Here is a 22,737-nt window from a genome sequence, read left to right as displayed (position 1 = left end):
ATTTACTCATCCGGATAACTGAGGCTTTGCAATTCGCGCGCGTCTACCCCCTCGATGCGGCGTAACACTGCTCGCGCCAGTTCGCGGCCCGCATGACGAACATCTTCGTTGAACACTATAATTTCCGGTCTGAACCACTTCAAAACGTCGGTGGACTGCTTCGATACCAGATCAACATCTTTGCCTATTTTAAGGCCGGCTGCTTCAATTCCAGCAACTAATGCAATTGCAGCACTGCCGCTGCAGCATACAATTCCGTCCGGCCGGTTTGGGCCCGACATGATCTCTTCCGTGCGATCGCGGATACGACCCAGTGACGTGTCCACATCAATGTCAGGAACCAAAATAGCCCTGGCATCACCTTCTTCGATCGCGCGCGAGAACCCGCGCTCCAGATGCCTGTGGTAGGTCACCGCAGATGTCGGGCCTGCCATCATTGCAATTTTCCTGCGTCCTTTCAGCAGCAGGCTTTTCGCGGATTTATAAGCAAATGCTTCATTGTCGAAATCATGGAATGGATGCTCAATTCCCATTTCTGTTCGCCCATGGGTGGCAAACGGGATACCATGTTCGGCAAGATACCGCACGCGCGCATCATCAGGCTCGGTACGTGACATGATGATGCCATCCGCAGAACCGGTTTCAACGATATAGCGAATGGGCTGCATCGGGTCGTTCTCGACCGAGTACGGCGTAACTGTCAGGTGATAAGGTGTCTCCGACAATACTTCCGAAATACCGTAGACCATGTTTGACGTCAGCCCCATGATTTCAGACTGAGCGTTCAGCACCAGGCTGATAACATTGGTCTTACCCGTCCGTAGGCGAACACCTGCACGGTTCGGGCGATAGCCGATCTGCCTGGCGATCAACTGCACCCGGCTTTTGGTGGCCTGACCGATCTCCGGCGCATCCTTCAGAGCGCGGGAAACGGTCGTCACCCCCAAACCTGCCATGAAGGCTATCGTTTTGAGGGTCGGGCGCTCACCTTCAGCAAGCTCGACCGCCTCGCCCGGGCGAATTCGACTGGAATCTTTTGTCTTCATATTATTCTGGCTGACGAAAGCCATCCTTTATCAGATATACACTGCATTCTGTATCGTTTCAGAAAAATCTTTCTTCCTGCTTGTCCCTCACCTGGACCTGCCGCTCCACGAGTCGCAGCGTAAACCCAAGTGATATTCATGGCAATTGAGAAATCCTGACAAGAGTACATCAATTCCAGCGAAAATTGGCGCTTCTCGTTCTGTTTGAGCTCGAACTTAGCAAGACTGAAAAAATTCAACCAAGGGAATTGCGCCTTACTGAAGTTTAGTCTAGCTTACCTGTAACGTTTCAGATTTGGGAGGAAAAGATGCGTTACAGTGCTGCTCTTGCCGTATTGGCCACTTCGACGATCCTATATGCCGCAGGTAATACCCAAGCGGCCGACCTTGAGGTAACGCATTGGTGGACTGCTGGCGGTGAAGCTGCCGCAGCGAAGGTTCTGGCGGAATCCTATGACAAGCTGGGCGGTGATAAATGGGTGGACGGGGCTATCGCGGGTAGCGGCAGCACCGCAACACCCATCATTGTCAGCCGCATACTGGGCGGCAATCCGATGGGCGCTACCCAGCTCAACACTGGGCGAGACGCCGAAGATCTGGTGAAAGCCGGACTAATGACCGATCTTACGGAGATTGCTGCCAAGGAAGGCTGGGCTGACTTTATCCGGCCATCCAAACTCTTCGATGCTTGCAAGTACGAGGGCAAGATTTATTGCGTTCCTGTCAATATACATACCGAACAGTGGATGTGGGTAAATCCGGCTGCCTTTAAAGCGGGAGGCGTGCCAGTTCCGGCCAATTGGCAAGAATTTGTAGCTACTGCGCCAAAGCTTAAGGAGAACGACATCATTCCTCTCGCCACGGGGGATGCATGGCAGGTCAATCTGATTTTCAATGACATGGTATCGTCGATTGGCGGCAAAGACCTCTTTTTGAAAGTCTATCGCGACAAGGACGCCGAGGCCGCAGCAAGTCCTGAAATGAAGGCGGTTTTCGAAGCTTACGCCCAGGCACGCGAATTGGCCGATCCGGGCTATGTCGGCAGGTCTTGGAATGAGGCAACAAGTCTCGTCATCAGTGGAAAAGCAAGCGCTCAAATTATGGGCGATTGGGCACAAGGCGAATTCGGAGTCGCTGGCAAGGTGGCCGGGACAGACTATGATTGCCTCCTTGGCCTTGGCAACAATCCGGTTCTCAACACCGGCGGCGATGCTTTTTACTTCCCCAAGAATGCAAACCCTGAAGTTACGAAAGCACAGCTGAAATTAGCCAGCATGCTTGTATCAAAACAAACACAGGTCGCCTTCAATCTGGCTAAAGGATCATTGCCGATCCGCGGAGACGTAGATCTTGCTGCAGCTAATGCTTGCATGAAGAAAGGCATCGAAGTTCTCAACAAACTCGACAACGTCGTGCCGTCGATCAACCAGCTTCTATCGCCTGATTCAAAGCTGGAAGTGGAGGATCTGTCAAAAGAGTTCTTCGCCGACAGCAGCATGACAGTAGAGGATGCACAGGCTCGCTTCGTCAGCATCATCGAACAGGCCCAGTAATCGCCCCGGCTGCGACGCGCCGTTCACTTGAAACGGATGGCGTGTCAGCGCAAGTTTGATGGAGAATATGATGAGTGCCGCAGTACGTCCCAACACTCTCTTCAAGAACCTGAATGCCAAGGTCGCAGCCCTGCCTATGATTGCAACAGTGCTTGTTGTTTTCATTGGTTGCACCCTTTGGACCGTCGTTCTTTCATTCACATCATCACGATCACTTCCCGAACTGACTTTTGTTGGGTTTGATCAGTATACGAGGCTTTTCAACACACCCCGCTGGAATATCTCGGCCATCAACCTTGGAATTTTCGGCATATTCACCTTGGTATTCTCTACCGTGATTGGCTTTATTCTTGCGGCTCTCATGGATCAGAAAATACGTTTCGAAGGCGCGTTTCGAACTGTCTTTCTTTATCCTTACGCGCTTTCGTTCATTGTAACCGGACTTGTCTGGCAATGGATCCTTACGCCCACATTCGGCATACAGCGTGTCGTCCGTGATCTGGGATTTGAAACATTCACATTTTCGATCCTCAATAGTCAGCGCTTTGCCATATACGCCATCGTTATAGCCGGACTTTGGCATGGCACAGGCCTTGTCATGGCTCTTATGCTGGCGGGGCTGCGAGGTATTGACGAGGACATATGGAAAGCCTCGCGCGTCGATGGAATTCCCGTTTGGAAGACGTATCTTTTTATCGTCATTCCCATGATGCGACCGGTTTTTATTACCACGATCGTTCTCATCTCAACCGGAATTGTACGGGTTTATGATCTTGTCGTTGCCCTGACAGGCGGCGGCCCCGGCAATGCCAGCGAAGTGCCTGCCAAATATGTATACGAATTCATGTTTCGACGCGCCAATCTCGGACAGGGTCTTGCAGCCTCGACGATCATGCTGACCACCGTCCTTATTATCGTCATTCCCTGGGCCCTGATGGAGTATCGCGGAGGAAAGCGCAAATGACCGCGATCAACACTCTATCCATTGAGCCACGGGGCAAACGGCCGACACGAACCTTCGCTCCGACAACGATCATGATTTACGGAGCACTTCTGGTTGCAGCAATCTATTACATCCTGCCGCTCTATGTGATGGTCGTTACCTCGCTGAAGGGAATGCCCGAAATACGTCTGGGCAATATTTTCTCGCCGCCTGTGGAAGTCACTTTCCAGCCTTGGAGCACAGCCTGGGCCAGCGCGTGCACAGGCCTCTATTGCGAGGGGTTGAAGGTAGGTTTCTGGAATTCCGTCAAGATCATGATTCCAAGTGTGATCGTATCAATCCTCATCGCCTCCGTGAACGGATATGCGCTGGCGAACTGGCGTTTCAAAGGATCAGAAATATTCTTCAGCATCCTGCTTTTTGGAGCCTTCATACCTTATCAGGTGATGCTCTATCCACTCGTGATTATTACACGCGAACTCGGCATCTTCGGAACTCTGACGGGTATTGTCCTGATTCATACCGTTTTCGGCATGCCGATCCTGACGCTGCTTTTTCGTAATTACTTCACCTCTCTACCAACTGAACTGTTCAAGGCGGCACGTGTCGATGGAGCTGGTTTCTGGCGCATTTTCTTCCAGATTATGCTCCCCCTTTCCGCACCAATTTTTGTGGTCGCAGTCATTATACAAGTTACCGGCATCTGGAACGACTTTCTCTTCGGCGTGATCTTTGCTGGTTCAAAGAATGTTCCGATGACCGTCCAGCTCAACAACATCGTTAACTCGACGCAGGGCGTGAAAGAATACAACGTCAATATGGCTGCCACCATTTTGACCGGTGCAGTGCCACTCCTCGTCTACTTTTTCTCAGGCAAGTATTTCGTCAGGGGCATAGCCGCTGGCGCCGTTAAAGGGTGATTATTGTGCACAGTGTTTTGATCAAGGATCTCTCGGTTAGTTTCGGCTCCATCAGTGTTTTGAAAGACCTGAATATTGAGGTGGCGGACGGTGAGTTTCTCGTCCTGCTTGGGCCTTCCGGCTGTGGAAAGTCGACGCTTCTCAACTGTATTGCAGGGCTGCTCGACATTTCAGAAGGACAGATATTCATCAAAGGAAAAAATGTTACGTGGGAGGAACCAAAAGACCGTGGCATAGGGATGGTTTTTCAATCCTATGCTCTTTATCCCCAGATGACTGTCGAGAAGAATCTCTCCTTCGGGCTGCGTGTGGCGGGCCTGCCGAAAGCGGAGATTCAACAGCGGATCGCCAACGCAGCTGATATTTTGCAATTGGAACCTTTATTGCAACGCAAGCCTGCTGCCCTTTCCGGTGGACAGCGTCAACGCGTCGCCATCGGGCGTGCTCTCGTGCGTGATGTTGATGTTTTCCTGTTTGATGAGCCGCTTTCCAATCTGGATGCCAAATTGCGTTCGGAACTGCGCGTCGAAATCAAGCGGTTGCATCACAAGCTCGCCAACACAATGATTTACGTGACGCACGACCAGATCGAAGCATTGACGCTCGCTGATCGAATTGCGGTGATGAAAGGTGGCTTGATCCAGCAACTGGACGAGCCGCTGACGATCTATAACAAGCCTCGCAATCTCTTCGTTGCCAGCTTTATCGGCTCGCCTGCGATGAATTTTCTTAATGGAAAAATTAGCGGGACGCAGAAGGCTTCGTCATTCACAGCCGGAGATCTTACCGTGTCATTGGCAACATATGAGACGCAGGAACAACTGGCGATTGACCGCGATGTAATTTTTGGATTCCGCCCCGAGCATATTGGCATTGCCGACAAACCCGGCGTGACGGGGCTTTCCTGTGAAGCTGTTGTCGATCTAGATGAACCAATGGGTGCTGACAGCCTTGTTTGGCTGAAAGTCGCCGGCAAGCCGATATCCGTACGTGTCGACTCCGGCAGGCGTTACATGCCCGGTGAAAAGGTTTTCCTGAGCTTCAATCCCGCGATGGCGTCGCTGTTCGATGCCACGACCGAGAACCGCATTTAAAATCCCAAGACGACAATGAATTACGGAGAATATGATGACAGAATTTTCCTATCAGCTCTACAGCTCCCGTGAATTTCCTCCGCTTGAGAAGACGTTGGAAATGTTGAAGCGCCATGGATACGCGCAAGTAGAGGGCTACGGCGGAGTTTACACGGACGTAGAAGCTACCAAGTCGGCGTTGGACGCGAACGGCCTCACGATGCCTTCGGGACATTTCAGCATTGATCTGCTTGAAAGCGACCCACAAAAGGTGATCGACATCGCAGGAACGCTTGGTATCAAAGCCATATACTGCCCGCATTTGGCTGCAGACCAGCGACCTGCTGATGCTGCCGGTTGGACGGCATTTGGCCAGCGGCTGGAAGCTGCATACAAGGTCTATAGCAAAGCGGGCTTTACTTTTGGCTGGCACAATCACGATTTTGAGTTTGTAGCACTACCCGATGGCTCCATTCCGCAAAAACTGATCTTCGATGCTGCACCAAGCATTTTCTGGGAGGCGGATATCGCTTGGATCATTCGCGGTGGCGGCGACCCCTTCGAATGGATCAAGAACTACGGGGCCCGCATCGGTGCCGTTCACATTAAAGACATCGCGCCATCCGGCGAAAATGCCAACGAAGATGGCTGGGCTGACGTCGGGCAAGGGACTGTTGACTGGCAGGCATTGCTGAATGCGTTGAAGACAACACCCGTTAGCTATCTGATCATGGAACATGACAGGCCCGCAGATGATGAACGGTTTGCCCGCAGATCTATTGAGGCAGTCAGAGCATTCTAAATCCCGGCATCAGGAAGAAAGACCAATACTATGACCAAGACATTAGGGGTCGGCATTATCGGCTCTGGCAATATCTCCGCAACCTATCTTGGACTGTCACCACTGTTCAAAGGCATCGAGGTTAGGGCCGTTGCCGATATAAACAATACGACGGCAACCGCTCGCGCTGCCGAGTTTGGTGTAGAGGCAAGGAGCATTGATGCATTACTCTCCAGCGACGATATCGATCTGGTTGTAAACCTTACCATCCCGGACGCACACTTTGACGTATCCAAACAGATCCTGTCGGCGGGCAAGCACCTTTATTCAGAAAAGCCGCTGACACTTTCACTAAAAGACGGTCTGGAACTTCAGAAACTCGCTGCCAGGAAAAAGCTGAGAGCCGGATGCGCTCCCGACACCTTTCTCGGAGGTGCACACCAACTTGCCCGCAAACTGATAGATGACGGTCAAGTCGGCACTGTTACGTCAGGAACGGCACACGTAATGAGCCATGGAATGGAGCATTGGCATCCAAATCCGGACTTTTTCTTCCGTCCCGGCGGTGGACCGATCCTTGATCTGGGACCCTATTATATCGCCAATCTCGTAAATCTTATCGGACCGGTTCGGCGTGTGGCTGCGCTTACGTCGATGGCAAGCCCCACCAGAACAATTTCCAGCGCGCCACGCGCTGGCGAGAAGATCAGCGTGACGACGCCAACGACAATTCAGGCACTGCTTGAATTTGAAAATGGCGCATCAATTACGCTATCTGCGAGTTGGGACGTCTGGGCGCATAATCACCCCAATATGGAGCTTTATGGTACTGTCGGTTCTTTGTTCCTCCCCGACCCAAACTTCTTTGGTGGTGAGGTAAGACTTGCAAAGCCCGGGAAGAAGGCCAAGCCAGTTAAAGCCTGGGCTCATCCATTGGGCACACCAAACCAAAAACACACTCAAGGAATGATGGCAAACTACCGGACTGCCGGGCTTGCCGACATGGCCGTTGCAATCCTTGAAGACAGGGACATTCGTTGTTCTCTCGAACGGGCATTACATGGTGTTGACGTCATGGTTTCGATCCTCCGTTCGGGTGAAGAAAAGAAATTTATCGACATCAAAACAAGTTGCTCCCGACCTGAAGCACTTGGCATCAGGCAAGCACAATCACTGTTGAAAAAGAGATAAACCATCGCTCCCAAGCGATTGCGGTCATGGTCGGGCACCACTTATGTTGGTCGCCCGATCATGATTTTATGAATAGCCCGTGACTGTTACCAATACTGCCCGGTCACAGGACTGCGGGGCCACTTCCGCAAGATCGTTAACGGCCGTCCAAGCCGATGAAGCTCGGTTGCAACAAGATCAGCTATTGGGAAGTCCGGGCGGATTTGTTGCCGCTTTGTCGATGGCTTCTGAACCGAGGTTCCAGCGATCAAGAACTTGCTTGTATTTGCCATTGGTAATCAGGTCGTTCAGGGCCTGCGTGATGCCCTCAGCAGCCCCGCTTCCCTTGCGGGTTGTCACAGCAACTTCAGCGGTAATTGGCCAGCCACCGCTCACAGTGCCGACAAGCTCGGTCTTACCATTGACCTTTGCCTTGTAGGCCTGTGTTGCATTTACGCTGAATACCGCATCGGCCCTTCCTGATTCAACCGCGAGATATTTTACAGCCTCGTCATCATAATACTGAACCTCAATTGGCTTCAGACCATTCTCAACATTTTGCTTATCCCAGGCCAAGAGGATCTTCTCCTGATTGGTGCCCGGATCGGTGATGACTTTCAGACCCGCGATGTCCTTCGGCTCTTTAATGGAACTGATGGAGCCGGAGGCTTTGACGTAGAAGCCGAGTTCGTCCTTACGGTAGGTGGAGAAATCGAACTTCTCCTTACGTTGTTCCGTCACCGTCACGTTGGAAATAACTGCGTCGAACTTTCCGGATTGAAGACCAAGTGGCCAATCGGCCCAAGCCACGGGCACAAGAACCAGTTCGCGCCCAAGACTGTCTGCAACCAGTTGCGCAAGATCCACATCATATCCAACAACGGTCTTTGCATCAGTTGCATAAGTGCTGAGCGGAGGATTGCCCGGCGCCAGACCTATCGTCAGCTTTCCATCATCAATAAATTTGAAACTCTTCGACACTGCCTCAATAGCAGGCGCGCTTTTTTCGGCTCTTATCCTGTCCTTCTGTTCCGGACTCAGATCGAATCCGCCATCGGCCGCATGCCCTGCTCCCACCAATGCAGTTAGAAATATTCCTGCAAATGCAGCTGAAAACCCCGTTCTCCGTATCATGCCTGACCCCTTTGTAGGTGCGTTGAATAATGATTGCTGTTGGATGTGTTTTTCCAGCCAAGCTCCGGCGCGATGCGCGTAACGAAGTCGGAAAGAATTTGCTCATACTCATGCACTTTGAATTCGTATGGTAATTCAAGGCGCAGTTCTTGGACCCCGGCGAGCACCGGGTCTTTGAAAAGGTGTTCCAGGATCTGTTCCGAAGTTCCGACCAGATCTTGCGGGAAGAGCGTCTGCCGTTCGCCTTGGGGCGTCAGGGTTCTCTCATAGCGGCCAGCGGCATAGCCCCTATATTTCTCTCTTGTTTTGGTGTCGGCGCTGTCCGTAGGAACAATGACCCGACCAAGGGAAACACGTTGCTGGCGGGGATGTATCGCGCCGGTTCTAAAACGATCCAGCTGGCGTGATTGGGCTTCGAAGAAGTTATCCGTTCCCTCCCCCGCCACCACATTGCTCAGCATGAGATTGAAGCCATTCTGGCCCGCCCAGCTGCTGGAGCGCAGTGATCCTCCGCCATACCAAAGCCGATCAATCAGACCCTTTGCATAGGGTTGGAGTCGCGGCCGCTGACGCCCGAAAGGTGTCGCGATATATGTATCCGCTGGGCCGAGAAACTCTCCGCGCAAATGATTTGCGAAGCGTTTTACCCGCTCGTGCGATAGATCATAGTCTTTCCAGTCGCCATCAAATACCAAGGGCCCAAGCAGATTTGCATGGGCGGGAGCGCCAGCACTCACGCCAATATTGAGGCGCCCGCGTGAAAGGACATCAACTGTTGAAAGGTCTTCGGCCAGCCGATATGGACTCTCATATCCGATCTGTATAACCGCCGTTCCAATCTGAATTCGCTGTGTGCGCTGGCTTGCCGCCGCGAGGAACACACCTGCCGAGGAAATCCCGTGCTCAAGATGGCGCTGGCGCACCCACGCGCTGTCGAAAGCCAACTCTTCGCCGAACTCGAGAAGTTTCAGCGTGTTCTCCAAACCCGGATAAGGATTATGGTCGTCGTAGTTTCCCGGTGTAAGGAAGCCGATATGATTGATTGCGATATTTGACATGACGCACTCCCGATGAGGTTCAGATTTTCGGCAGGCCGGGAGGATTTGTGCGTGATCGTTCCAGTGCTTCGGGTGTCAATTGCCAGCGCTCCAGTAGCTGCGCATATTTTCCATTGTCGATCAGCTCATTGATGGCTGCAGTCAGGCTTTCGGCTATTCCGCTTCCTTTGCGTGTCGTGATGGCAACATCGGCAATCAATGGCCAGCCAGCATTGACCGTACCCACGAGCTTGATCTTGCCTTCACTCGCGGCGCGATAGGCTTGCGTCGCGTTTGGATTGAATTCCGCGTCAGCCCGGCCAGACTGGATGGCAAGCGCGCTGACAGCTTCATCATCGTAATATTGCAAGGCTGAAGGCTTTAGTTCCTTCGCGACGTTCTGCTTGTCCCACTCGAGAAGAATCTTCTCTTGAATCGTGCCCGAACTCGTGATGATCCTGAGGCCAGCGATATCCTTCGGTTCTTTGATGGACGTTATGGGGCTATCGGATTTGACGTAGAAACCATGCAGACCCTGCCGATAGGTGGAGAAGTCGAATTTCTCCTTCCGTTGCTCGGTCACGCCTACATTTGAGATTACGGCATCGAACTTGCCTGATTGCAGGCCAAGAGGCCAATCGGCCCATGCAACCGGAACCAGCTCAAGCTTTTTGCCAAGCGTGTCGGCAACCAAAAGAGCAATGTCCGGATCGTAGCCAACAACGGTTTTCGCGTCGGTTGCGTAGGTGGCTAATGGCGGATTATCCACCGCAATGCCCACTGTGAAGATGCCGTCCTCAACGAACTTGAAGGAGGCGGGTATCGTCGCAACGACCTTTTCACTCTTTTCGGTTCGTAACCGGCCCGGTTGTTCAGGGCTGAGATCAAGTGCCCCCGCGCTGGTAGATAGCCCGATGGCAACGATGAAAGCTGGCAACATGGCGTGGGGCAGAAAGCTGAAGTTTTGCTTCATATCGGAAATCCCTGATTAGAGAACTTTTGCGAGAAATTCGGCTGTTCGCGGATTTGCCGGCCGGTTGAGCACCTGATCGGGTGCTCCGGTTTCAACGATTTTCCCCTCGTCCATAAAGATTACCGTGTCTGCAACTTCGCGGGCAAAACCGATTTCATGTGTTACAATGATCAAGGTCGTTCCTGAGCGAGCCAGTTCCTTGATCACATCGAGAACCTCGCCAACAAGTTCGGGATCAAGCGCCGATGTCGGCTCGTCAAACAGCAGCACTTTGGGACGAAGGGCCAGCGCTCGGGCAATGGCAACGCGCTGCTGCTGGCCGCCAGACAATTGCCTTGGATAGGCATTGATCTTTTCGCTGAGGCCAACGCGAACAAGCAGTTCGCGTGCGAGATTGATTGCTTCTGGCCGGCTCAGGCGATTGAGCGACACCGGTGCTTCAATGATGTTTTCAAGCACAGTAAGATGCGGAAACAGATTGAAGCTTTGGAACACCATGCCAATATCGGCGCGGCGCTTCAGAATGTCCTTTTCCTTGAGCTCATAGAGCGTTCTTCCGCTCTTGCGATAGCCTACGAGTTCGTCATCCACTGTAATGAAGCCATCGTCCACACGCTCAAGGTGATTGATTGTGCGCAGCAGCGTGGATTTGCCGGAGCCGGAAGGTCCGAGAATGGCGGTCACACTTCCTGCCTTGATGTCCAGCCGGACATTGTCGAGTACTTTCAGCTGACCGAAAATTTTGGACACGCCATGTATTCTGATCGCTCCGGGCGCGCGCCACTGTGTGAACGAAGCTCTCGAAGCGTCCCTTTTTGGAACCGATGTTCCATTGAAAGCGCTTGCGGCGGAAACTGTCGGGAATGCAGGGCGCGCGAGGATCGGTGCACCGAAAAGCCGACGTAGCAAGGGACCGAACAAAGGCGCCGGTGCATTGCGCAGCGCACCTTTGGAAAAATGCCGCTCGATATAGTACTGCGCTATCGAGAGGACCGTCATGATGATCAGATACCAGACGGTCGCAACCATCAGCAGCGGCACAACCTCAAGATTGCGGCGGTAGATAACCTGTACTGTATAGAACAGCTCCGGCAGTGCCAGGACGTAGACCATGGACGTGCCTTTCGCCAAGCCGATGATCTCGTTGAAACCTGTAGGCAGGATTGTGCGCATCGCTTGCGGGAGCACGATGCGGAAAGCTTGACGACGCCGCGAAAGGCCAAGAGCCGCAGCGGCCTCAAGCTGCCCCTGATCGACGGAAAGAATGCCACCCCGAATGATTTCCGACGAGAACGCCGCCTGATTAAGGCTGAGCCCGATCAGTGCGGCGGCAAACGGACTCAAGATTGAGACCATAGGGTATTCGGCAAAGTTGATATCCGTATAAGGAACACCAATTCGCACCGTCTCGTAGAGATAACCGAGATTGTTGAGGATCAGCAGCAGCACGATGAGAGGAATGGATCGCAAAAGCCAGATATATGCCCAGGAAAGGCCGGACAGCAGCGGTGACTTTGAGACACGCGCCAATGCCAGTGCAGTACCAAGAGCAAAGCCGAGTACAGATGCCAATGCCGTGAGAAGCAATGTTCGGGCCAGACCCGCAAGCACCGGTTCGGCGAAGAACCACTCGGCGAAAACATCCCATCCCCATTTTGAATTTGTCAATATTGATTGCAGCATCGCGATGATTACGAAAGCTGCAAAAAGTGTTCCAAAGAAACGGGTTGGATATTTCGCCTTGACGATTCTGTAATGAGTGTAATCTTCACCGGAATTCGGTGTTACCTTCAAGGAATGAGCGCTCGAATAGTCTGTCACGATCGCCATTGGGTTCTGTTCCTCTTAAAAACCACTTCCGCCAAGAAATCCATAATGGAAATAATATTCCAGTTGGACGTTTTTACTGGACTGATTTAGTAGTTTTTAAAGAGCGCAGTCAAAGATGGATGCTGCGTATGAGATGGCTAATGGGAAGCATTGTTGCAAAGTTTGCCACTTCTTGAGTATGAAATCCCACGATCGCGATCGGCGCGGGATGGCTTCCGAAATTCCATTTTCAAGCAGCTTGCGTCGCGGTTTTGGAAACCTTGCCGGCTACGGGCAACCCATCAGTCGCCGCCAGATAACTGATGTCTTTCTCGAAGGCCAGATGACCGTAGATCTCCGGATCGACATTGATGTCAAACAGTGCGGTATAGCCGGATCTCAGATAAAGCTGTGTTGCTTCCGGTTGCCTGAACCCGGTGGTGAGGTAGATACGGGAATAGCCTTGGCGCGACGCTTGCGCCTCGAGTTCATAAACGACCTTGCGAGCCAGGCCCTGCTTGCGCAGATCGGCATGAGTCCAGATGCGCTTTAACTCGGCGGTACGCTCATCATAACGCTTGAAGGCACCCCCTCCGATGGTTTGTCCATCGCGCAAGAGCAAGAGAAAGGCACCATCAGGTTGTGCGAAATATGATGCTGGATAGCGGCTGAGTTCGTTGCGTGCAGGCTCGCCGAAATAGTCGCCGTAGCGGCCCTCATATTCCTCAATGAGGGCTTCGATAAGCGGCTGTGAGCGCTCGTCGTCAGGTGTGGTATAAACAAACACGTCAGTCATGGCTGGTTCGCGTCCTTTCGCAATTCAGGATGGATACTTGCTGAGGTAATCTTCAGTCAGCTTGACCCAGTAACGGGAAGCCGGGACGATGATGTCGTCATTGAAATTGTAATGCGGGCTATGCAGCGGTGCACTGTCGCCGTTGCCGATAAAGAGATAGCTGCCGGGTCGCGCCTCCAGCATAAAGGCAAAGTCTTCGCTTGCAGAAATCGGGCGAAAGTTGCTTTCTATCCGATCCGTCCCAAAGTGGGTGACTGCTGTCTGCCGTGCGAAATCTGTCTCGGCGGGATGATTGACGAGAACGGGATAGCCGCGCGGATAATCCACCTGGGCAGACGCGCCATAGCTCTCGGCCTGAGATTTCGCCAGTGCCGTGATGCGTTCCTTGATCGTCTCGCGCACTTCAGCGCGGAAGGTTCGTACGGTCAATTCGAGCTCGACGCTGTCCGGAATGACATTTGGCGCTATCCCGGCATGAATGGTGCCTACAGTGACGACGGCTGCGTCAAGCGGATCGATGTTGCGCGAAACGATGCTCTGCAGCGCAAGGATAAATGATGCGCTGGCCACGACTGGATCAATCGTTTCCTGCGGTTTTGCTCCATGACCGCCTTTACCTGTGATGCGGACTTTCACCAGATCCACGGATGCCATGGCAGGTCCGGACAGGAAACCGAATTGCCCTGCCGGAACACCCGGCCAGTTGTGCAGTCCAAAGACTGCATCACAAGGGAACCGGTCAAAGAGCCCATCCTTGATCATGCGGCGTGCGCCTGCACCGCCCTCCTCGGCCGGTTGAAAGATAACATTCAACGTGCCGGAGAAATTGCGGGTTTCGGCAAGATGGCGAGCGCTGTGGAGAAGAATGGTTGTGTGACCGTCATGGCCGCAGGCATGCATCTTGCCCTTGGCAGAGCTGGCATATGGCAGGCCGGTTGCTTCCTCGATTGGCAACGCGTCCATATCCGCGCGTATGCCTATGGTTTTCGGCCCGTTGCCATTTTGCAATTTGCCGACAACACCGGTGCCGCCGATCCCGGTTGTGACGTCATAGCCCCAGGCCCGGAGCTTGCCAGCCACCAGATCACTCGTGCGGTGTTCCTCATAGGCAAGCTCCGGGTGACGATGAAGGTCATGGCGCAACGCGATTGCTTCATCAAGCGAATACTCCAGTGCCTCGTGAGCTTTATCGGGCGTCAAGGCCATTCTAGGCGTTTTCCTTCACGGCTGTGCTTTTCGTTACGTTGGTAGTTTGATGGGCATAACGACTTTCGCGGAACGGCAAGCCGAGATGGTCACGCAAGGTGTTACCCGGCAGGCTTGAACGATGGTAGCCTCGAGCCTCGAGGATCGGCAGGACTTCGCGGGCAAAATCATCAAGTCCGGCAGCAAGAATCTGGAAACCCAGAATAAAGCCATCGGCAGCATCGTTCTCTATCCAGCGGATCAGTTCGTCGGCCACCTTTTCAGGGGTTCCTGTGAAGCCGTTACGTGGAGTGGTAACTTCAAGCGCTACCTCACGAAGGGTCTGTGCTTTTGCCCTGGCGTCACGCTTTATCCGGTCAGTAGTCGAGCGGAAATTGTTCTTGCCGATATCGCCAAGTTCCGGAAATGGCTCGTCGAGTGGATAAGCACTGAAATCGTGGTGATCGAAGAAGCGGCCAAGATAGGCCAGCGCTTCATCTATCGTCACGAGGTCGCGGATTTCCCGATACTTGGCCTCGGCTTCCTCTTCGGTAGAACCGACGATTGGAGCAATGCCCGGGAAAATGAGAATTTCATCGCGCTTGCGGCCGTTCGCAACGGCACTTTCCTTCAGTTGCCGGTAAAGAACCTGTGCATCTTCAATAGGCACGAGATTTGTGAAAACACCATCGGCATGCTTTCCGGCCAGTTTGATACCATCGTCGGAAGCACCCGCCTGAAAGACGACGGGTTGCCCTTGCTGTGAGCGTCCGATGTTCAACGGACCTTCTGAATTGAAGAAGCGGCCATGATGGTTCAGTTTGTGCAATTTGGCAGGGTCGAAAAACTGCCCGCTTGCCCTGTCGCGCGTAAACGCATCGTCGTCCCAGGAATCCCAAAGCCCTTTCACCACATCAAGATGTTCTTCGGCTATTTCATAGCGCAGAGCGTGGTCGGGGTGGTCTCGCCCGTAATTCTTGCCAGATCCCTCAAGCGGAGAGGTTACAGCGTTCCAGCCGGCACGGCCATTGCTGAGTTTGTCAATCGAGCCGAACTGCCGTGCCACCGTAAACGGGTCGCTGTAGGACGTTGACAATGTGCCGACGAGGCCCAGCTTCGATGTGGTCGCTGCCAGCGCCGAAAGGATGGCAATGGGCTCGAAGCGATTGAGAAAATGCGGGATGGATTTCTCGTTGATGTAAAGACCATCGGCGATGAACGCAAAGGCAATGCCAGCACTTTCAGCCTTGCGCGCCTGTTCAAGATAGAACGGGAAATTCACGCTTGCGTCTGGCGGTGAACTCGGATGTTTCCAGGAATTCATATGGCCGCCGGGGCCTTGCAGCATGATGCCGAAATGGATTGGCTTTTTACTCATTGCATTTCTCCACGATCATGCAGCAAGTGCATATTGTGCTTGTGCGAGAAGTTGTATTGACGAAAGGCGCCTGGCCGCATCACGGATCGGCGTATCGATGATAAATTCGCCAATGCCGAAGCGTTCGTGCAGGCGATCGAGCTCTGCAATTACTTTACGCGCAGAGCCGCGAATGACATTTGGCGTTTTCTTCTCGATGCGATAATTGCTCGCGCCGGCTTGTCGCGCGTACTCTTCTGCTTGCTCGACACTCCCGACTGTTACGCTTTGGCCGCCTTCCACATGCACTTTGAAATGCTGGATATCGCCGACGAGACGTTCCGCTTCGCTATCCGTTTCTGCCGCAACAACACCGACTGCCAGCAGCGGTTTTCGCCCTTGCGCTTTTTCAGCATAGATATCCAGGGTCTGTTTCAAGACTTCTTCATCGCCGTTCAAATGGCTGGCAAAGACGAATTCCCAACCCTGCCTGGCCGCCAGCGCTGCACTGTCGGGGCTTGCTCCAAGCAGAAAGCGCTCGGCAGTGGTTGACGGAAGCGGCGTGGCCCTCACGCTTGCCAATGGCGTGCCCTCCGGCAAACCTTCATCAAGGAAAGCGCTCAGTTGTGCGAGCTGCGCCGCAAAGTCCTGTTTTTCCGTGCGCGCTACCAGACCTTGCAGGGCCTGGGTCGAAAACGGCAGGCCTCCGGGAGCCTTTCCGACACCAAGGTCTATACGGCCCGGCGCAAGGTTTGCCAGGACATTGAAATTCTCGGCGACCTTGTAGGGGCTATAATGTTGCAACATGACACCGCCGGAGCCGACACGGATACGGGCGGTGTGTGCAGCAATAAAGGCGATCAGCACTTCCGGAGAAGAGCTGGCTACATCCGGTGTGTCATGGTGTTCTGCCACCCAGAAACGGCGAAACCCCCACTCTTCAGCCTGTTTGGCTAAAGCGACAGTACGCTTCAAGGCAGCACTGGCTGGCTCGCTGTTAAAAACCGGACTTTTATCAAGCAGACTGAGTGCATAGCCCATTTTGAGGAATGGCCTCCATTGCATAGGGCGGCCTTCCATAGACAGAGGGCTACCCGGTTTCAGAGGAACCCAGATTTTCCTTTAACAGTCGAACCGTCAAAGAACAGCTTGCTAAAAATCAGGCGTACTACAGAAATAACTATCCTGACGGGGTCGCTACTGACATCTAAAGAAATGATTGGCGGTCCATGTCAGAAATGCTCGTCGCTATCGGCGCGTTTGCCAAGAATCACTGCAGCAATAAGGCCCAGCGCTACTCCGAACATGACATAATAGGTCGGGGCCATGGGGGACCCGGTTTGCTGTATCAGCCAGGTCACAATGAATTGCGCAAATCCGCCAATCAGCATCACCGCAACATTATACGAGATTGACAGGCCCAGAGATCTCACCCGTGTCGGGAAAAGCACTGCCATGACGGTACTGAATACAGCAAAGAATGCTGCCGCACAGAGCCCCGTCGCCAGTTGAACGACCACAAGCCTTTCTATTGTAGGAGCAGCGGTAAGCCACGAATAAAGCGGAAACAGTATGACGAGATAAACCGCCAGCGAAGTGATCAGCAGTTTGCTGCGACCGATCTTGTCGGAGAGAATGCCCATCAAGGGTGTCAGGACAACGACCCAGAATGCACCAAGCATCTGCACCTCAAAGGTCTCCTGAAGCGGCAGTTGAAGGATCTTGGTCGCAAAGGTTACCAGATAGGTGAATGTGATATAGACGGTAACCGTGGCGGCAGCGACAAGGCCGATACCCAGGACGGTTTCGCGCCATGAGTTGGCCAGCAATTCACCGATGCCGATGTGCGTGCCTTTGGCGGCCTCTTCCCTTTTGGCGTTGCGGAATACTTCTGTCTCGTCGAGGCGCTGACGGATATAGACGGCGACAGGAATGATGACGAGGCCGACGAAAAAGGGGATGCGCCAGGCCCACGCCTCGATCTGTTCCTGCGTAAAATAGACTGTCATCAACGTGCCGGCGGCGGCACCGATCAATAGCCCGATCATCTGGCCAGTCATCTGCCAGGAGCCGTAAAAGCCGCGCTTTTCACGGGCGCCATCTCGATGAGCAGCGCGGTCGCGGTGCCAAATTCACCGCCGGCCGAGAAGCCTTGCACAAGACGGGCAATCAGGATCAGCAATGGAGCCAGAATTCCCGCGGCCTGATAGGTCGGAGCGAAGGTAATGATCGCCATCGAGACTGCCATGAGTGACGTGATCAACACCATGGCGGCCTTGCGCCCATGCCTGTCACCATAAAGGCCAAGGACAATTCCACCCACTGGACGCATCAGAAACCCGACGCCGAAAATGGCGGTGGTCATAAGGATGGCATTGAGGTCACTGCTGGATGCGGAGGGATCAACAGGGAAGAACAACTGTGCGATAATGGGCGTCATAAAAGCGAAGACGAGAAAGTCATACCATTCGAGCGCATTGCCGATAACAGCGGCTGCGAGATTACGCACCGGCACTTTATGAGCCTGCTGCATGATGTATCCTTTCAGGTGGGTTTCTCTTCAATCGAAGTTCCGGCTCAGCCCGCAAGGTTCACCGTGAACTGTTTGTATTCAATGCCTTAGAAAAAAGTGGGACAGAATACCAGTCCCTGAAAACGTTACGTTTTCTAAAATGGGTGCCCACTCTCTGAGTTATCAGAGTTTGCGTACGCTTAGTATCACTTTCGAGCCTTCGAAAAGATGAAAGACAAATGCGCAAATAAAAAAGACCCAACGCGGGAGGAGATGCGTTGGGTCTTGATTAAAAATGCAACAGGGAGGAGGTTGTTGCATTTGGTGTTAGGGGTTCTGGGAGGAAAGAACCTAACAATCCCAAAATACCATCGCACAAATATAAGGCAATAGACAAATATGCATATTAGTTATGCAATTTTGTCGCAGTCTTACGAAAGGCAAAGTTTTTGATGTGGTTTTTCGTATGGTAAAATTATGCGGATAACACGGTCCATTCAAACGGGCCATTTTATATACAAAACCATGAATATCATTGCCTTGTTCTCCTTGTTTTTTCTTGAAAGGACCTGTCAAAAAAAGGGGAAATGACGCGGTCACGCGTGCCGCAGGCTACTTCCATCTGGTACTATTCAAGGAAAATTCATCTCCTCATTGTCGGATTGGGGCAGTCTTTACGCGGAAGGCAACCCTATGAGTTTCAACTCAATCATCCACCACCTCACATGAGATACAGATGGCAGACGAAGGACCAAGATTGATGCAACCGGAACAAGTACCGGATTTTGTCGATAAGGTGATAAATTCCGGATACGACATTTGCGCCATCGGACACGATTCATATGTTTGGGTGACGTGGAAGAAATGGAAACGGCGCAATATGAGTTGGATAGCATTACCAAGGCTTATGGTGATCGTGATTTTTTGAAGCTGGATATCGTCAGATATTTGCGTTCAATCGGACGCTATATAGAGATCGAGAATCCAGCTTCTCAGTCGTCGAAAACACCCAAGTCGATATAGGCTTGGCTTTCTTGAGCTTGTATCAAGCCGTCATCAATCCACCACCTGTTTTGGCGTTGACAATCCAAGGCATGACAGAAGCAGGGTCCTCGAGTATCTTCGCCTTGCGCGCAAAGCCTTCAAATGCCGAATGAGCCACACTCAGAGGCTTATGGCCATCGAATACCTCACAGCACGTGCGCCAGGCTGTTTCGTGAATAAGGTCGCGATGGGCTTCGGGCCAATTGTCGAGAAATTCAATCGCATCATCAAGCGTTGCGATTTCGCGAACAATTCGCGATCCGTCTTTGACGAAGATGGGGCTTTCAAAATATGAGTTCATCAAGTCCTCCAGAATGGTGAACACCGTAAGTTCAGTTGGGTTGCTTAGGTTCTTCCGGACGATTTCATACGGCGGCGCATACAGCCGCCTTTTGCCTTGCGTAATATCTCGGAGATTGTTTCAGGCGGTGAGTAGTCTCGAACCGTCTGAGCCTTGATCTTGATAAGCAACTCCGGTGGAGCTACACGATTAACAGAGGTTTTTGAGTCAGTCCTTCCATATTTTGCCACTCCCTGAAGAATAACAAACTGCGCCCGCGATATTACACGCGGGGTAGCATTTGGGTTGTTTGGATACCCGGAATTATAATTCTGGGCAAAGCGTGTTTCAAGAGTTTTGTTACAATTTTTCAATGTCATGCGGAAGCCTATCGGGCTGCTGTTCATGGCGTAGAGCTGGCCCGCGTGGACTGTGGCCAGCAGAAGCCTCTCGATACACTGCGCCTGGCAGCCATGGCAGTAGATAGCGTCCACCCCCTCGAGAATCAGCGTGACTATCGCGTGCTTGTCGAGGATGAAATGCTCTTTGCCATCTACCTCGCTTGTCATATTCCAAGCATGGATACGTAACAGGCCTGCGCCTTTGTCAGAGAAGTTGATCTCAAGCATAAAGGCGATAGTCGAGATGGGACACGGCAGCCCGAAGACTGCAGCAGCCACGTGCCTCGATCTTGTCGCGGGTGATGGAGCGGCCATTGTCGCAGGTGCCGCGCCGGTGATGGTTGAGGCAGGCATAACGGTTTGGCGTGATGATGCCGATCTTGCCGCGCAGTATCCGCAGGTGACAAGGCCGGAAAGTAGATGAACCGGCCTGTTCGCCAGATGGACGCGCTTCATACACCCTTCCAGCGTGTTGGCCGGGTTCGGCCCGAAGATTTCCGATATCTGCTTCTGGGGCGCGCGGGCAGCGCTCCATAGCGCATCGTCCACAATGCGCAGGTGCGGAACCTCCGTCCTGATCCATTGGCTTTCCGGGTTGATGCGCGACACGCGCCTGCCGGTGGACGGGTCTTTGATGAAGCGCAGGCGGTTCCACACAAGCACGCCCGTATAAAGCTCGTCGTTGACGATGCCGGTTCCGCGCGTCTGGTGCCCTCTGATGCTGGTGTTGCCCCATGCTCGGCCAGCGTGACAATGGTTACGCCCGCGAATTTCAGGTGCTTGTAGAGGGTCGCCACATCGGCCTGTTCGCGACTGATCCGGTCCAGCGCCTCGGCCAAGAGGATTTTGAAGTCGCCGTGCTGTGCATCCCTCACAAGCCGCTGGATGCCGGGGCGCAGAATGGTGCTCAATCCCGATATGGCGGCGTCCTCATAGGAACCGACGATCTGCCAGCGCTCCCGCCCCGCATGCTCCCGGCAAAGCCGGAACTGGTCTTCTATCGACGCCTCGCTCTGGTTATCGGATGAATAGCGGGCGTTAAAGGGCGGCGCGCGACACAAGTCGGGACATGGGGCGGTTCTCCGTTTGGTCTATTCGGTCTCCGTCCCGTCCTCCGTCTCTTTAACGTGATCGGGACTGTTATCGTTGGCGGTCACGGCACGCAGCCGCTCGAAGTCTTCACGGGACATCTGCCTGCCGATCAGGCGGGCGATATCAAGCACCAGCCTGTCCAGCTTCTCCCACGGGGCAATAACTTCATCGGCTGTATCGTCGCTGGGCGGTATATTGTCATTCGCCGGAACGATGGTTTCCGGCCCTGTATGGTTGTCTTCTGGCATGTCGGTCGCTCCGAAATTGTGGATCGACCTGACAAAAGATGCGGGCAAACTCCCGATGGGAAGTACAAAAATCGTGTCGTAGGGCTATCGGCGGTAAATACTTGCGCGTTGCGGTTTCGACATAGATCGCAATCCGCCTTCACGCGGCCGAAGCAAGCGGTCTGGCCCGCTCGATTCGCTCGCGCTCACGGGGCGAGTGCATCGCTTCCCACAAATCGGTGCGGCGCTGCACGTTCAGCCAGAAGTCGGGGCTATTGCCGAACACCCGCGCCAGAATGAGCGCGGTCGGAGCCGTCACGGTTCGCCGGTCGTTGCAAAGCTCATTCACATGCTTGCGCGGAACGCCCATCGCCTCGGACAACGCCGATTGCGTCAATCCCAAAGGCTGCATAAACTCTTCCACTAGAATTTCCCCGACTGTCGCCGGTTTACGTGCGGTCATAAGCATTCCCGTCACCTCATCGATAGTTGTGGTCGTCCAGATAGAGGCCGGACGCTTCGCCCCTGTTTCCATCCCATCGGAATACCAGCCGCCATTGCTTGTTGACGCGGATGGAATGGAAGCCGTCGAGATTGCCTTTCAGCTTCTCGAAATGATTGCTCGGCGGCACACGCAAGTCCTGATCGGCCGTCGCATCGTCAACCATCTGGAGCTTGCGAAACAAACGGCTTTCGAGATCGGACGGAATGTTGCGGGAATGAACGTCATCCACGAAAAAGGCCCGCAACCATTCATCCCGAAACTCGACGATCATTCCCTGTCTCCGGTACTGTCACAATGTACCACCTAGCGGTACATTCGGCAACCTGTTTCTTCGTCATCGCCGTTTCCGCCGCCCTTCCCTTCCGGCCGCCTTCTGGCGGACATTACAGCACCACGGAATCGGGCTGGTCAATCAGCGTCCCGGTTGCCCGTCTTTCGGGCAGGGTCGGCATTGTCGTTCGCTGGCCGCCATGCGACGGGGTTTTCCACCTATCGGTTAATATCGGACTCCTTCCAGCCCGCACCGTAGACGCTGATCCTGATCTGGGCGGGGAACGTGCCATGATCTACGGGGCGCTGATCTGGATTGCTGACAAGCTCAAAAGCGAGGACAACGAACAGGCGCGGGAACTATGGGCCGGAAAGGGAAAAGAGGCGTTCGAGGCAGAACGTCCAGCAGGCGCGCAGGGCAGAACTCGAGCGTCGCAGGATCGGGCGTGACCCGATGGCGGGCAGCGCGGAGACCTCAAATATCGCAGCGCCGCCCGCCATCGCGTGGCAACGCCGCGCAAGGGTAACGGAACGAATAACCTGACAAATGCGATCTCAAGATCATCTCCTGCAATTTGGAGTGACGCTGCCGATTGAAAGACTTCTTCCCAAAGGACTTTAATTCTTTC

25 protein-coding genes and 2 pseudogenes are annotated in these 22,737 nt (G+C 53.4%); 8 read left to right on the top strand and 19 right to left on the bottom strand.

Annotated elements, in window-relative coordinates:
- Window positions 1-2 precede the first annotated feature (2 nt).
- Window positions 3-1,046, bottom strand: coding sequence for a LacI family transcriptional regulator (locus tag ABKW30_RS22015; RefSeq protein ID WP_348601055.1), 1,044 nt, complete (start codon window positions 1,044-1,046; stop codon window positions 3-5).
- Window positions 1,047-1,354: 308 nt separating this feature from the next.
- On the opposite strand from ABKW30_RS22015, the gene ABKW30_RS22010 reads away from it, so the two are divergent.
- The 6 genes from ABKW30_RS22010 (at window position 1,355) to ABKW30_RS21985 (ending at window position 7,507) form a co-directional block, all read left to right on the top strand.
- Entirely contained in the window at window positions 1,355-2,599 is a 1,245-nt protein-coding gene (locus tag ABKW30_RS22010; protein ID WP_348601054.1) for an ABC transporter substrate-binding protein, read from the top strand.
- 70 nt (window positions 2,600-2,669) lie between these two features.
- Window positions 2,670-3,563, top strand: coding sequence for a sugar ABC transporter permease (locus ABKW30_RS22005; RefSeq protein ID WP_348601120.1), 894 nt, complete (start codon window positions 2,670-2,672; stop codon window positions 3,561-3,563).
- Window positions 3,560-4,462: a carbohydrate ABC transporter permease gene (locus ABKW30_RS22000; RefSeq protein ID WP_348601053.1), complete on the top strand. Its 903-nt coding sequence runs from the start codon at window positions 3,560-3,562 to the stop codon at window positions 4,460-4,462. Before ABKW30_RS22005 ends, ABKW30_RS22000 begins: the two co-directional genes overlap by 4 nt.
- Window positions 4,459-5,556, top strand: coding sequence for an ABC transporter ATP-binding protein (locus tag ABKW30_RS21995; protein WP_348601051.1), 1,098 nt, complete (start codon window positions 4,459-4,461; stop codon window positions 5,554-5,556). The genes ABKW30_RS22000 and ABKW30_RS21995 overlap by 4 nt, the downstream gene beginning before the upstream one ends.
- A 34-nt stretch (window positions 5,557-5,590) precedes the next feature.
- Window positions 5,591-6,337 carry a sugar phosphate isomerase/epimerase gene (locus ABKW30_RS21990; protein ID WP_348601119.1) on the top strand — a complete coding sequence of 249 codons (747 nt, stop codon included), beginning with the start codon at window positions 5,591-5,593 and terminating at the stop codon, window positions 6,335-6,337.
- A 30-nt stretch (window positions 6,338-6,367) separates the two neighbouring features.
- Window positions 6,368-7,507 carry a Gfo/Idh/MocA family oxidoreductase gene (locus tag ABKW30_RS21985; RefSeq protein ID WP_348601050.1) on the top strand — a complete coding sequence of 380 codons (1,140 nt, stop codon included), beginning with the start codon at window positions 6,368-6,370 and terminating at the stop codon, window positions 7,505-7,507.
- 177 nt (window positions 7,508-7,684) lie between these two features.
- Here ABKW30_RS21985 and ABKW30_RS21980 read toward each other — a convergent pair whose 3' ends face one another.
- The 10 genes from ABKW30_RS21980 to ABKW30_RS21935 form a co-directional block, all read right to left on the bottom strand.
- A complete protein-coding gene (locus tag ABKW30_RS21980) occupies window positions 7,685-8,620 on the bottom strand; it encodes an ABC transporter substrate-binding protein (RefSeq protein WP_348601049.1) in 936 nt (311 codons plus the stop codon).
- Window positions 8,617-9,678 (bottom strand): LLM class flavin-dependent oxidoreductase, encoded by a 1,062-nt coding sequence (locus ABKW30_RS21975; RefSeq protein WP_348601048.1) that lies wholly within the window; start codon window positions 9,676-9,678, stop codon window positions 8,617-8,619. Before ABKW30_RS21975 ends, ABKW30_RS21980 begins: the two co-directional genes overlap by 4 nt.
- A gap of 19 nt (window positions 9,679-9,697) precedes the next feature.
- Entirely contained in the window at window positions 9,698-10,597 is a 900-nt protein-coding gene (locus ABKW30_RS21970) for an ABC transporter substrate-binding protein (protein WP_348601118.1), read from the bottom strand.
- A gap of 48 nt (window positions 10,598-10,645) precedes the next feature.
- Window positions 10,646-12,460: an amino acid ABC transporter permease/ATP-binding protein gene (locus ABKW30_RS21965; protein WP_348601047.1), complete on the bottom strand. Its 1,815-nt coding sequence runs from the start codon at window positions 12,458-12,460 to the stop codon at window positions 10,646-10,648.
- 229 nt (window positions 12,461-12,689) lie between these two features.
- Window positions 12,690-13,235 (bottom strand): GNAT family N-acetyltransferase, encoded by a 546-nt coding sequence (locus ABKW30_RS21960; protein WP_348601046.1) that lies wholly within the window; start codon window positions 13,233-13,235, stop codon window positions 12,690-12,692.
- Window positions 13,236-13,259: 24 nt separating this feature from the next.
- Window positions 13,260-14,441 (bottom strand): M20 aminoacylase family protein, encoded by a 1,182-nt coding sequence (locus ABKW30_RS21955; protein WP_348601044.1) that lies wholly within the window; start codon window positions 14,439-14,441, stop codon window positions 13,260-13,262.
- A 1-nt stretch (window position 14,442) separates the two neighbouring features.
- Window positions 14,443-15,798 carry an LLM class flavin-dependent oxidoreductase gene (locus ABKW30_RS21950; RefSeq protein WP_348601043.1) on the bottom strand — a complete coding sequence of 452 codons (1,356 nt, stop codon included), beginning with the start codon at window positions 15,796-15,798 and terminating at the stop codon, window positions 14,443-14,445.
- Window positions 15,799-15,813: 15 nt separating this feature from the next.
- On the bottom strand, window positions 15,814-16,818 hold the full coding sequence (locus ABKW30_RS21945) for an LLM class flavin-dependent oxidoreductase (RefSeq protein ID WP_348601042.1): 1,005 nt from the start codon (window positions 16,816-16,818) through the stop codon (window positions 15,814-15,816).
- 191 nt (window positions 16,819-17,009) lie between these two features.
- The gene (locus ABKW30_RS21940) at window positions 17,010-17,837 is read right to left on the bottom strand and encodes an MFS transporter (RefSeq protein ID WP_348601041.1); all 828 of its coding nucleotides are present in this window, start codon (window positions 17,835-17,837) and stop codon (window positions 17,010-17,012) included.
- Complete coding sequence (locus ABKW30_RS21935) at window positions 17,834-18,310, bottom strand: MFS transporter (protein ID WP_348601040.1); 477 nt, start codon at window positions 18,308-18,310, stop codon at window positions 17,834-17,836. The genes ABKW30_RS21940 and ABKW30_RS21935 overlap by 4 nt, the downstream gene beginning before the upstream one ends.
- A gap of 715 nt (window positions 18,311-19,025) precedes the next feature.
- Between ABKW30_RS21935 and ABKW30_RS21930 the strand changes: the two genes are divergently transcribed.
- Window positions 19,026-19,217 carry a hypothetical protein gene (locus ABKW30_RS21930; protein ID WP_348601038.1) on the top strand — a complete coding sequence of 64 codons (192 nt, stop codon included), beginning with the start codon at window positions 19,026-19,028 and terminating at the stop codon, window positions 19,215-19,217.
- 117 nt (window positions 19,218-19,334) lie between these two features.
- Here the strand turns inward: ABKW30_RS21930 and ABKW30_RS21925 are convergent, their stop codons facing one another.
- From ABKW30_RS21925 to ABKW30_RS21890, 8 genes and pseudogenes are all read right to left on the bottom strand, one after another.
- Window positions 19,335-19,634, bottom strand: a complete 300-nt coding sequence (locus ABKW30_RS21925; protein WP_348601037.1) for a DUF982 domain-containing protein — start codon at window positions 19,632-19,634, stop codon at window positions 19,335-19,337.
- A 44-nt stretch (window positions 19,635-19,678) separates the two neighbouring features.
- Window positions 19,679-20,242: a hypothetical protein gene (locus tag ABKW30_RS21920; RefSeq protein ID WP_348601036.1), complete on the bottom strand. Its 564-nt coding sequence runs from the start codon at window positions 20,240-20,242 to the stop codon at window positions 19,679-19,681.
- Window positions 20,235-20,597: a hypothetical protein gene (locus ABKW30_RS21915; RefSeq protein WP_348601129.1), complete on the bottom strand. Its 363-nt coding sequence runs from the start codon at window positions 20,595-20,597 to the stop codon at window positions 20,235-20,237. The genes ABKW30_RS21920 and ABKW30_RS21915 overlap by 8 nt, the downstream gene beginning before the upstream one ends.
- Window positions 20,591-20,704, bottom strand: a pseudogene (locus tag ABKW30_RS21910) (hypothetical protein); the annotation flags it as partial. The pseudogene ABKW30_RS21910 and the gene ABKW30_RS21915, both read right to left, overlap by 7 nt.
- 95 nt (window positions 20,705-20,799) lie before the next feature.
- Window positions 20,800-21,075 (bottom strand): annotated as a pseudogene (locus tag ABKW30_RS21905) (recombinase family protein); the annotation flags it as partial.
- Between the two features lie 30 nt (window positions 21,076-21,105).
- A complete protein-coding gene (locus ABKW30_RS21900) occupies window positions 21,106-21,354 on the bottom strand; it encodes a hypothetical protein (RefSeq protein ID WP_348601035.1) in 249 nt (82 codons plus the stop codon).
- Between the two features lie 139 nt (window positions 21,355-21,493).
- Window positions 21,494-21,802 (bottom strand): HigA family addiction module antitoxin, encoded by a 309-nt coding sequence (locus ABKW30_RS21895; RefSeq protein WP_068884745.1) that lies wholly within the window; start codon window positions 21,800-21,802, stop codon window positions 21,494-21,496.
- A gap of 10 nt (window positions 21,803-21,812) precedes the next feature.
- A complete protein-coding gene (locus tag ABKW30_RS21890; protein ID WP_348601034.1) occupies window positions 21,813-22,109 on the bottom strand; it encodes a type II toxin-antitoxin system RelE/ParE family toxin in 297 nt (98 codons plus the stop codon).
- Between the two features lie 230 nt (window positions 22,110-22,339).
- On the opposite strand from ABKW30_RS21890, the gene traD reads away from it, so the two are divergent.
- On the top strand, window positions 22,340-22,558 hold the full coding sequence (traD, locus tag ABKW30_RS21885) for a conjugal transfer protein TraD (protein ID WP_348601117.1): 219 nt from the start codon (window positions 22,340-22,342) through the stop codon (window positions 22,556-22,558).
- The last annotated feature ends 179 nt before the right edge of the window (window positions 22,559-22,737 follow it).

It is taken from the genome of Phyllobacterium sp. SB3 (assembly GCF_040009165.1).
Taxonomy (GTDB): domain Bacteria; phylum Pseudomonadota; class Alphaproteobacteria; order Rhizobiales; family Rhizobiaceae; genus Phyllobacterium.
This window is presented reverse-complemented; position numbering and strand designations above follow the sequence as displayed.

Excerpts from the sequence above, each read along its gene's own strand:
- ABKW30_RS22010 (WP_348601054.1), top strand. The coding sequence starts at position 1,355 with ATGCGTTACAGTGCTGCTCTTGCCGTATTGGCCACTTCGACGATCCTA.
- ABKW30_RS21915 (WP_348601129.1), bottom strand. The coding sequence starts at position 20,597 with ATGGATCAGGACGGAGGTTCCGCACCTGCGCATTGTGGACGATGCGCT.
- ABKW30_RS22015 (WP_348601055.1), bottom strand. The coding sequence starts at position 1,046 with ATGAAGACAAAAGATTCCAGTCGAATTCGCCCGGGCGAGGCGGTCGAG.
- ABKW30_RS21975 (WP_348601048.1), bottom strand. The coding sequence starts at position 9,678 with ATGTCAAATATCGCAATCAATCATATCGGCTTCCTTACACCGGGAAAC.
- ABKW30_RS21930 (WP_348601038.1), top strand. The coding sequence starts at position 19,026 with ATGGCAGACGAAGGACCAAGATTGATGCAACCGGAACAAGTACCGGAT.
- ABKW30_RS21985 (WP_348601050.1), top strand. The coding sequence starts at position 6,368 with ATGACCAAGACATTAGGGGTCGGCATTATCGGCTCTGGCAATATCTCC.
- ABKW30_RS22000 (WP_348601053.1), top strand. The coding sequence starts at position 3,560 with ATGACCGCGATCAACACTCTATCCATTGAGCCACGGGGCAAACGGCCG.
- ABKW30_RS21950 (WP_348601043.1), bottom strand. The coding sequence starts at position 15,798 with ATGAGTAAAAAGCCAATCCATTTCGGCATCATGCTGCAAGGCCCCGGC.
- ABKW30_RS21895 (WP_068884745.1), bottom strand. The coding sequence starts at position 21,802 with ATGCTTATGACCGCACGTAAACCGGCGACAGTCGGGGAAATTCTAGTG.
- ABKW30_RS21925 (WP_348601037.1), bottom strand. The coding sequence starts at position 19,634 with ATGAACTCATATTTTGAAAGCCCCATCTTCGTCAAAGACGGATCGCGA.
- ABKW30_RS21945 (WP_348601042.1), bottom strand. The coding sequence starts at position 16,818 with ATGGGCTATGCACTCAGTCTGCTTGATAAAAGTCCGGTTTTTAACAGC.
- ABKW30_RS22005 (WP_348601120.1), top strand. The coding sequence starts at position 2,670 with ATGAGTGCCGCAGTACGTCCCAACACTCTCTTCAAGAACCTGAATGCC.
- ABKW30_RS21980 (WP_348601049.1), bottom strand. The coding sequence starts at position 8,620 with ATGATACGGAGAACGGGGTTTTCAGCTGCATTTGCAGGAATATTTCTA.
- ABKW30_RS21900 (WP_348601035.1), bottom strand. The coding sequence starts at position 21,354 with ATGCCAGAAGACAACCATACAGGGCCGGAAACCATCGTTCCGGCGAAT.
- ABKW30_RS21940 (WP_348601041.1), bottom strand. The coding sequence starts at position 17,837 with ATGACTGGCCAGATGATCGGGCTATTGATCGGTGCCGCCGCCGGCACG.
- ABKW30_RS21965 (WP_348601047.1), bottom strand. The coding sequence starts at position 12,460 with ATGGCGATCGTGACAGACTATTCGAGCGCTCATTCCTTGAAGGTAACA.
- ABKW30_RS21935 (WP_348601040.1), bottom strand. The coding sequence starts at position 18,310 with ATGCAGCAGGCTCATAAAGTGCCGGTGCGTAATCTCGCAGCCGCTGTT.
- ABKW30_RS21955 (WP_348601044.1), bottom strand. The coding sequence starts at position 14,441 with ATGGCCTTGACGCCCGATAAAGCTCACGAGGCACTGGAGTATTCGCTT.
- ABKW30_RS21990 (WP_348601119.1), top strand. The coding sequence starts at position 5,591 with ATGACAGAATTTTCCTATCAGCTCTACAGCTCCCGTGAATTTCCTCCG.
- ABKW30_RS21920 (WP_348601036.1), bottom strand. The coding sequence starts at position 20,242 with ATGCTTGAGATCAACTTCTCTGACAAAGGCGCAGGCCTGTTACGTATC.
- ABKW30_RS21960 (WP_348601046.1), bottom strand. The coding sequence starts at position 13,235 with ATGACTGACGTGTTTGTTTATACCACACCTGACGACGAGCGCTCACAG.
- ABKW30_RS21970 (WP_348601118.1), bottom strand. The coding sequence starts at position 10,597 with ATGTTGCCAGCTTTCATCGTTGCCATCGGGCTATCTACCAGCGCGGGG.
- ABKW30_RS21890 (WP_348601034.1), bottom strand. The coding sequence starts at position 22,109 with ATGATCGTCGAGTTTCGGGATGAATGGTTGCGGGCCTTTTTCGTGGAT.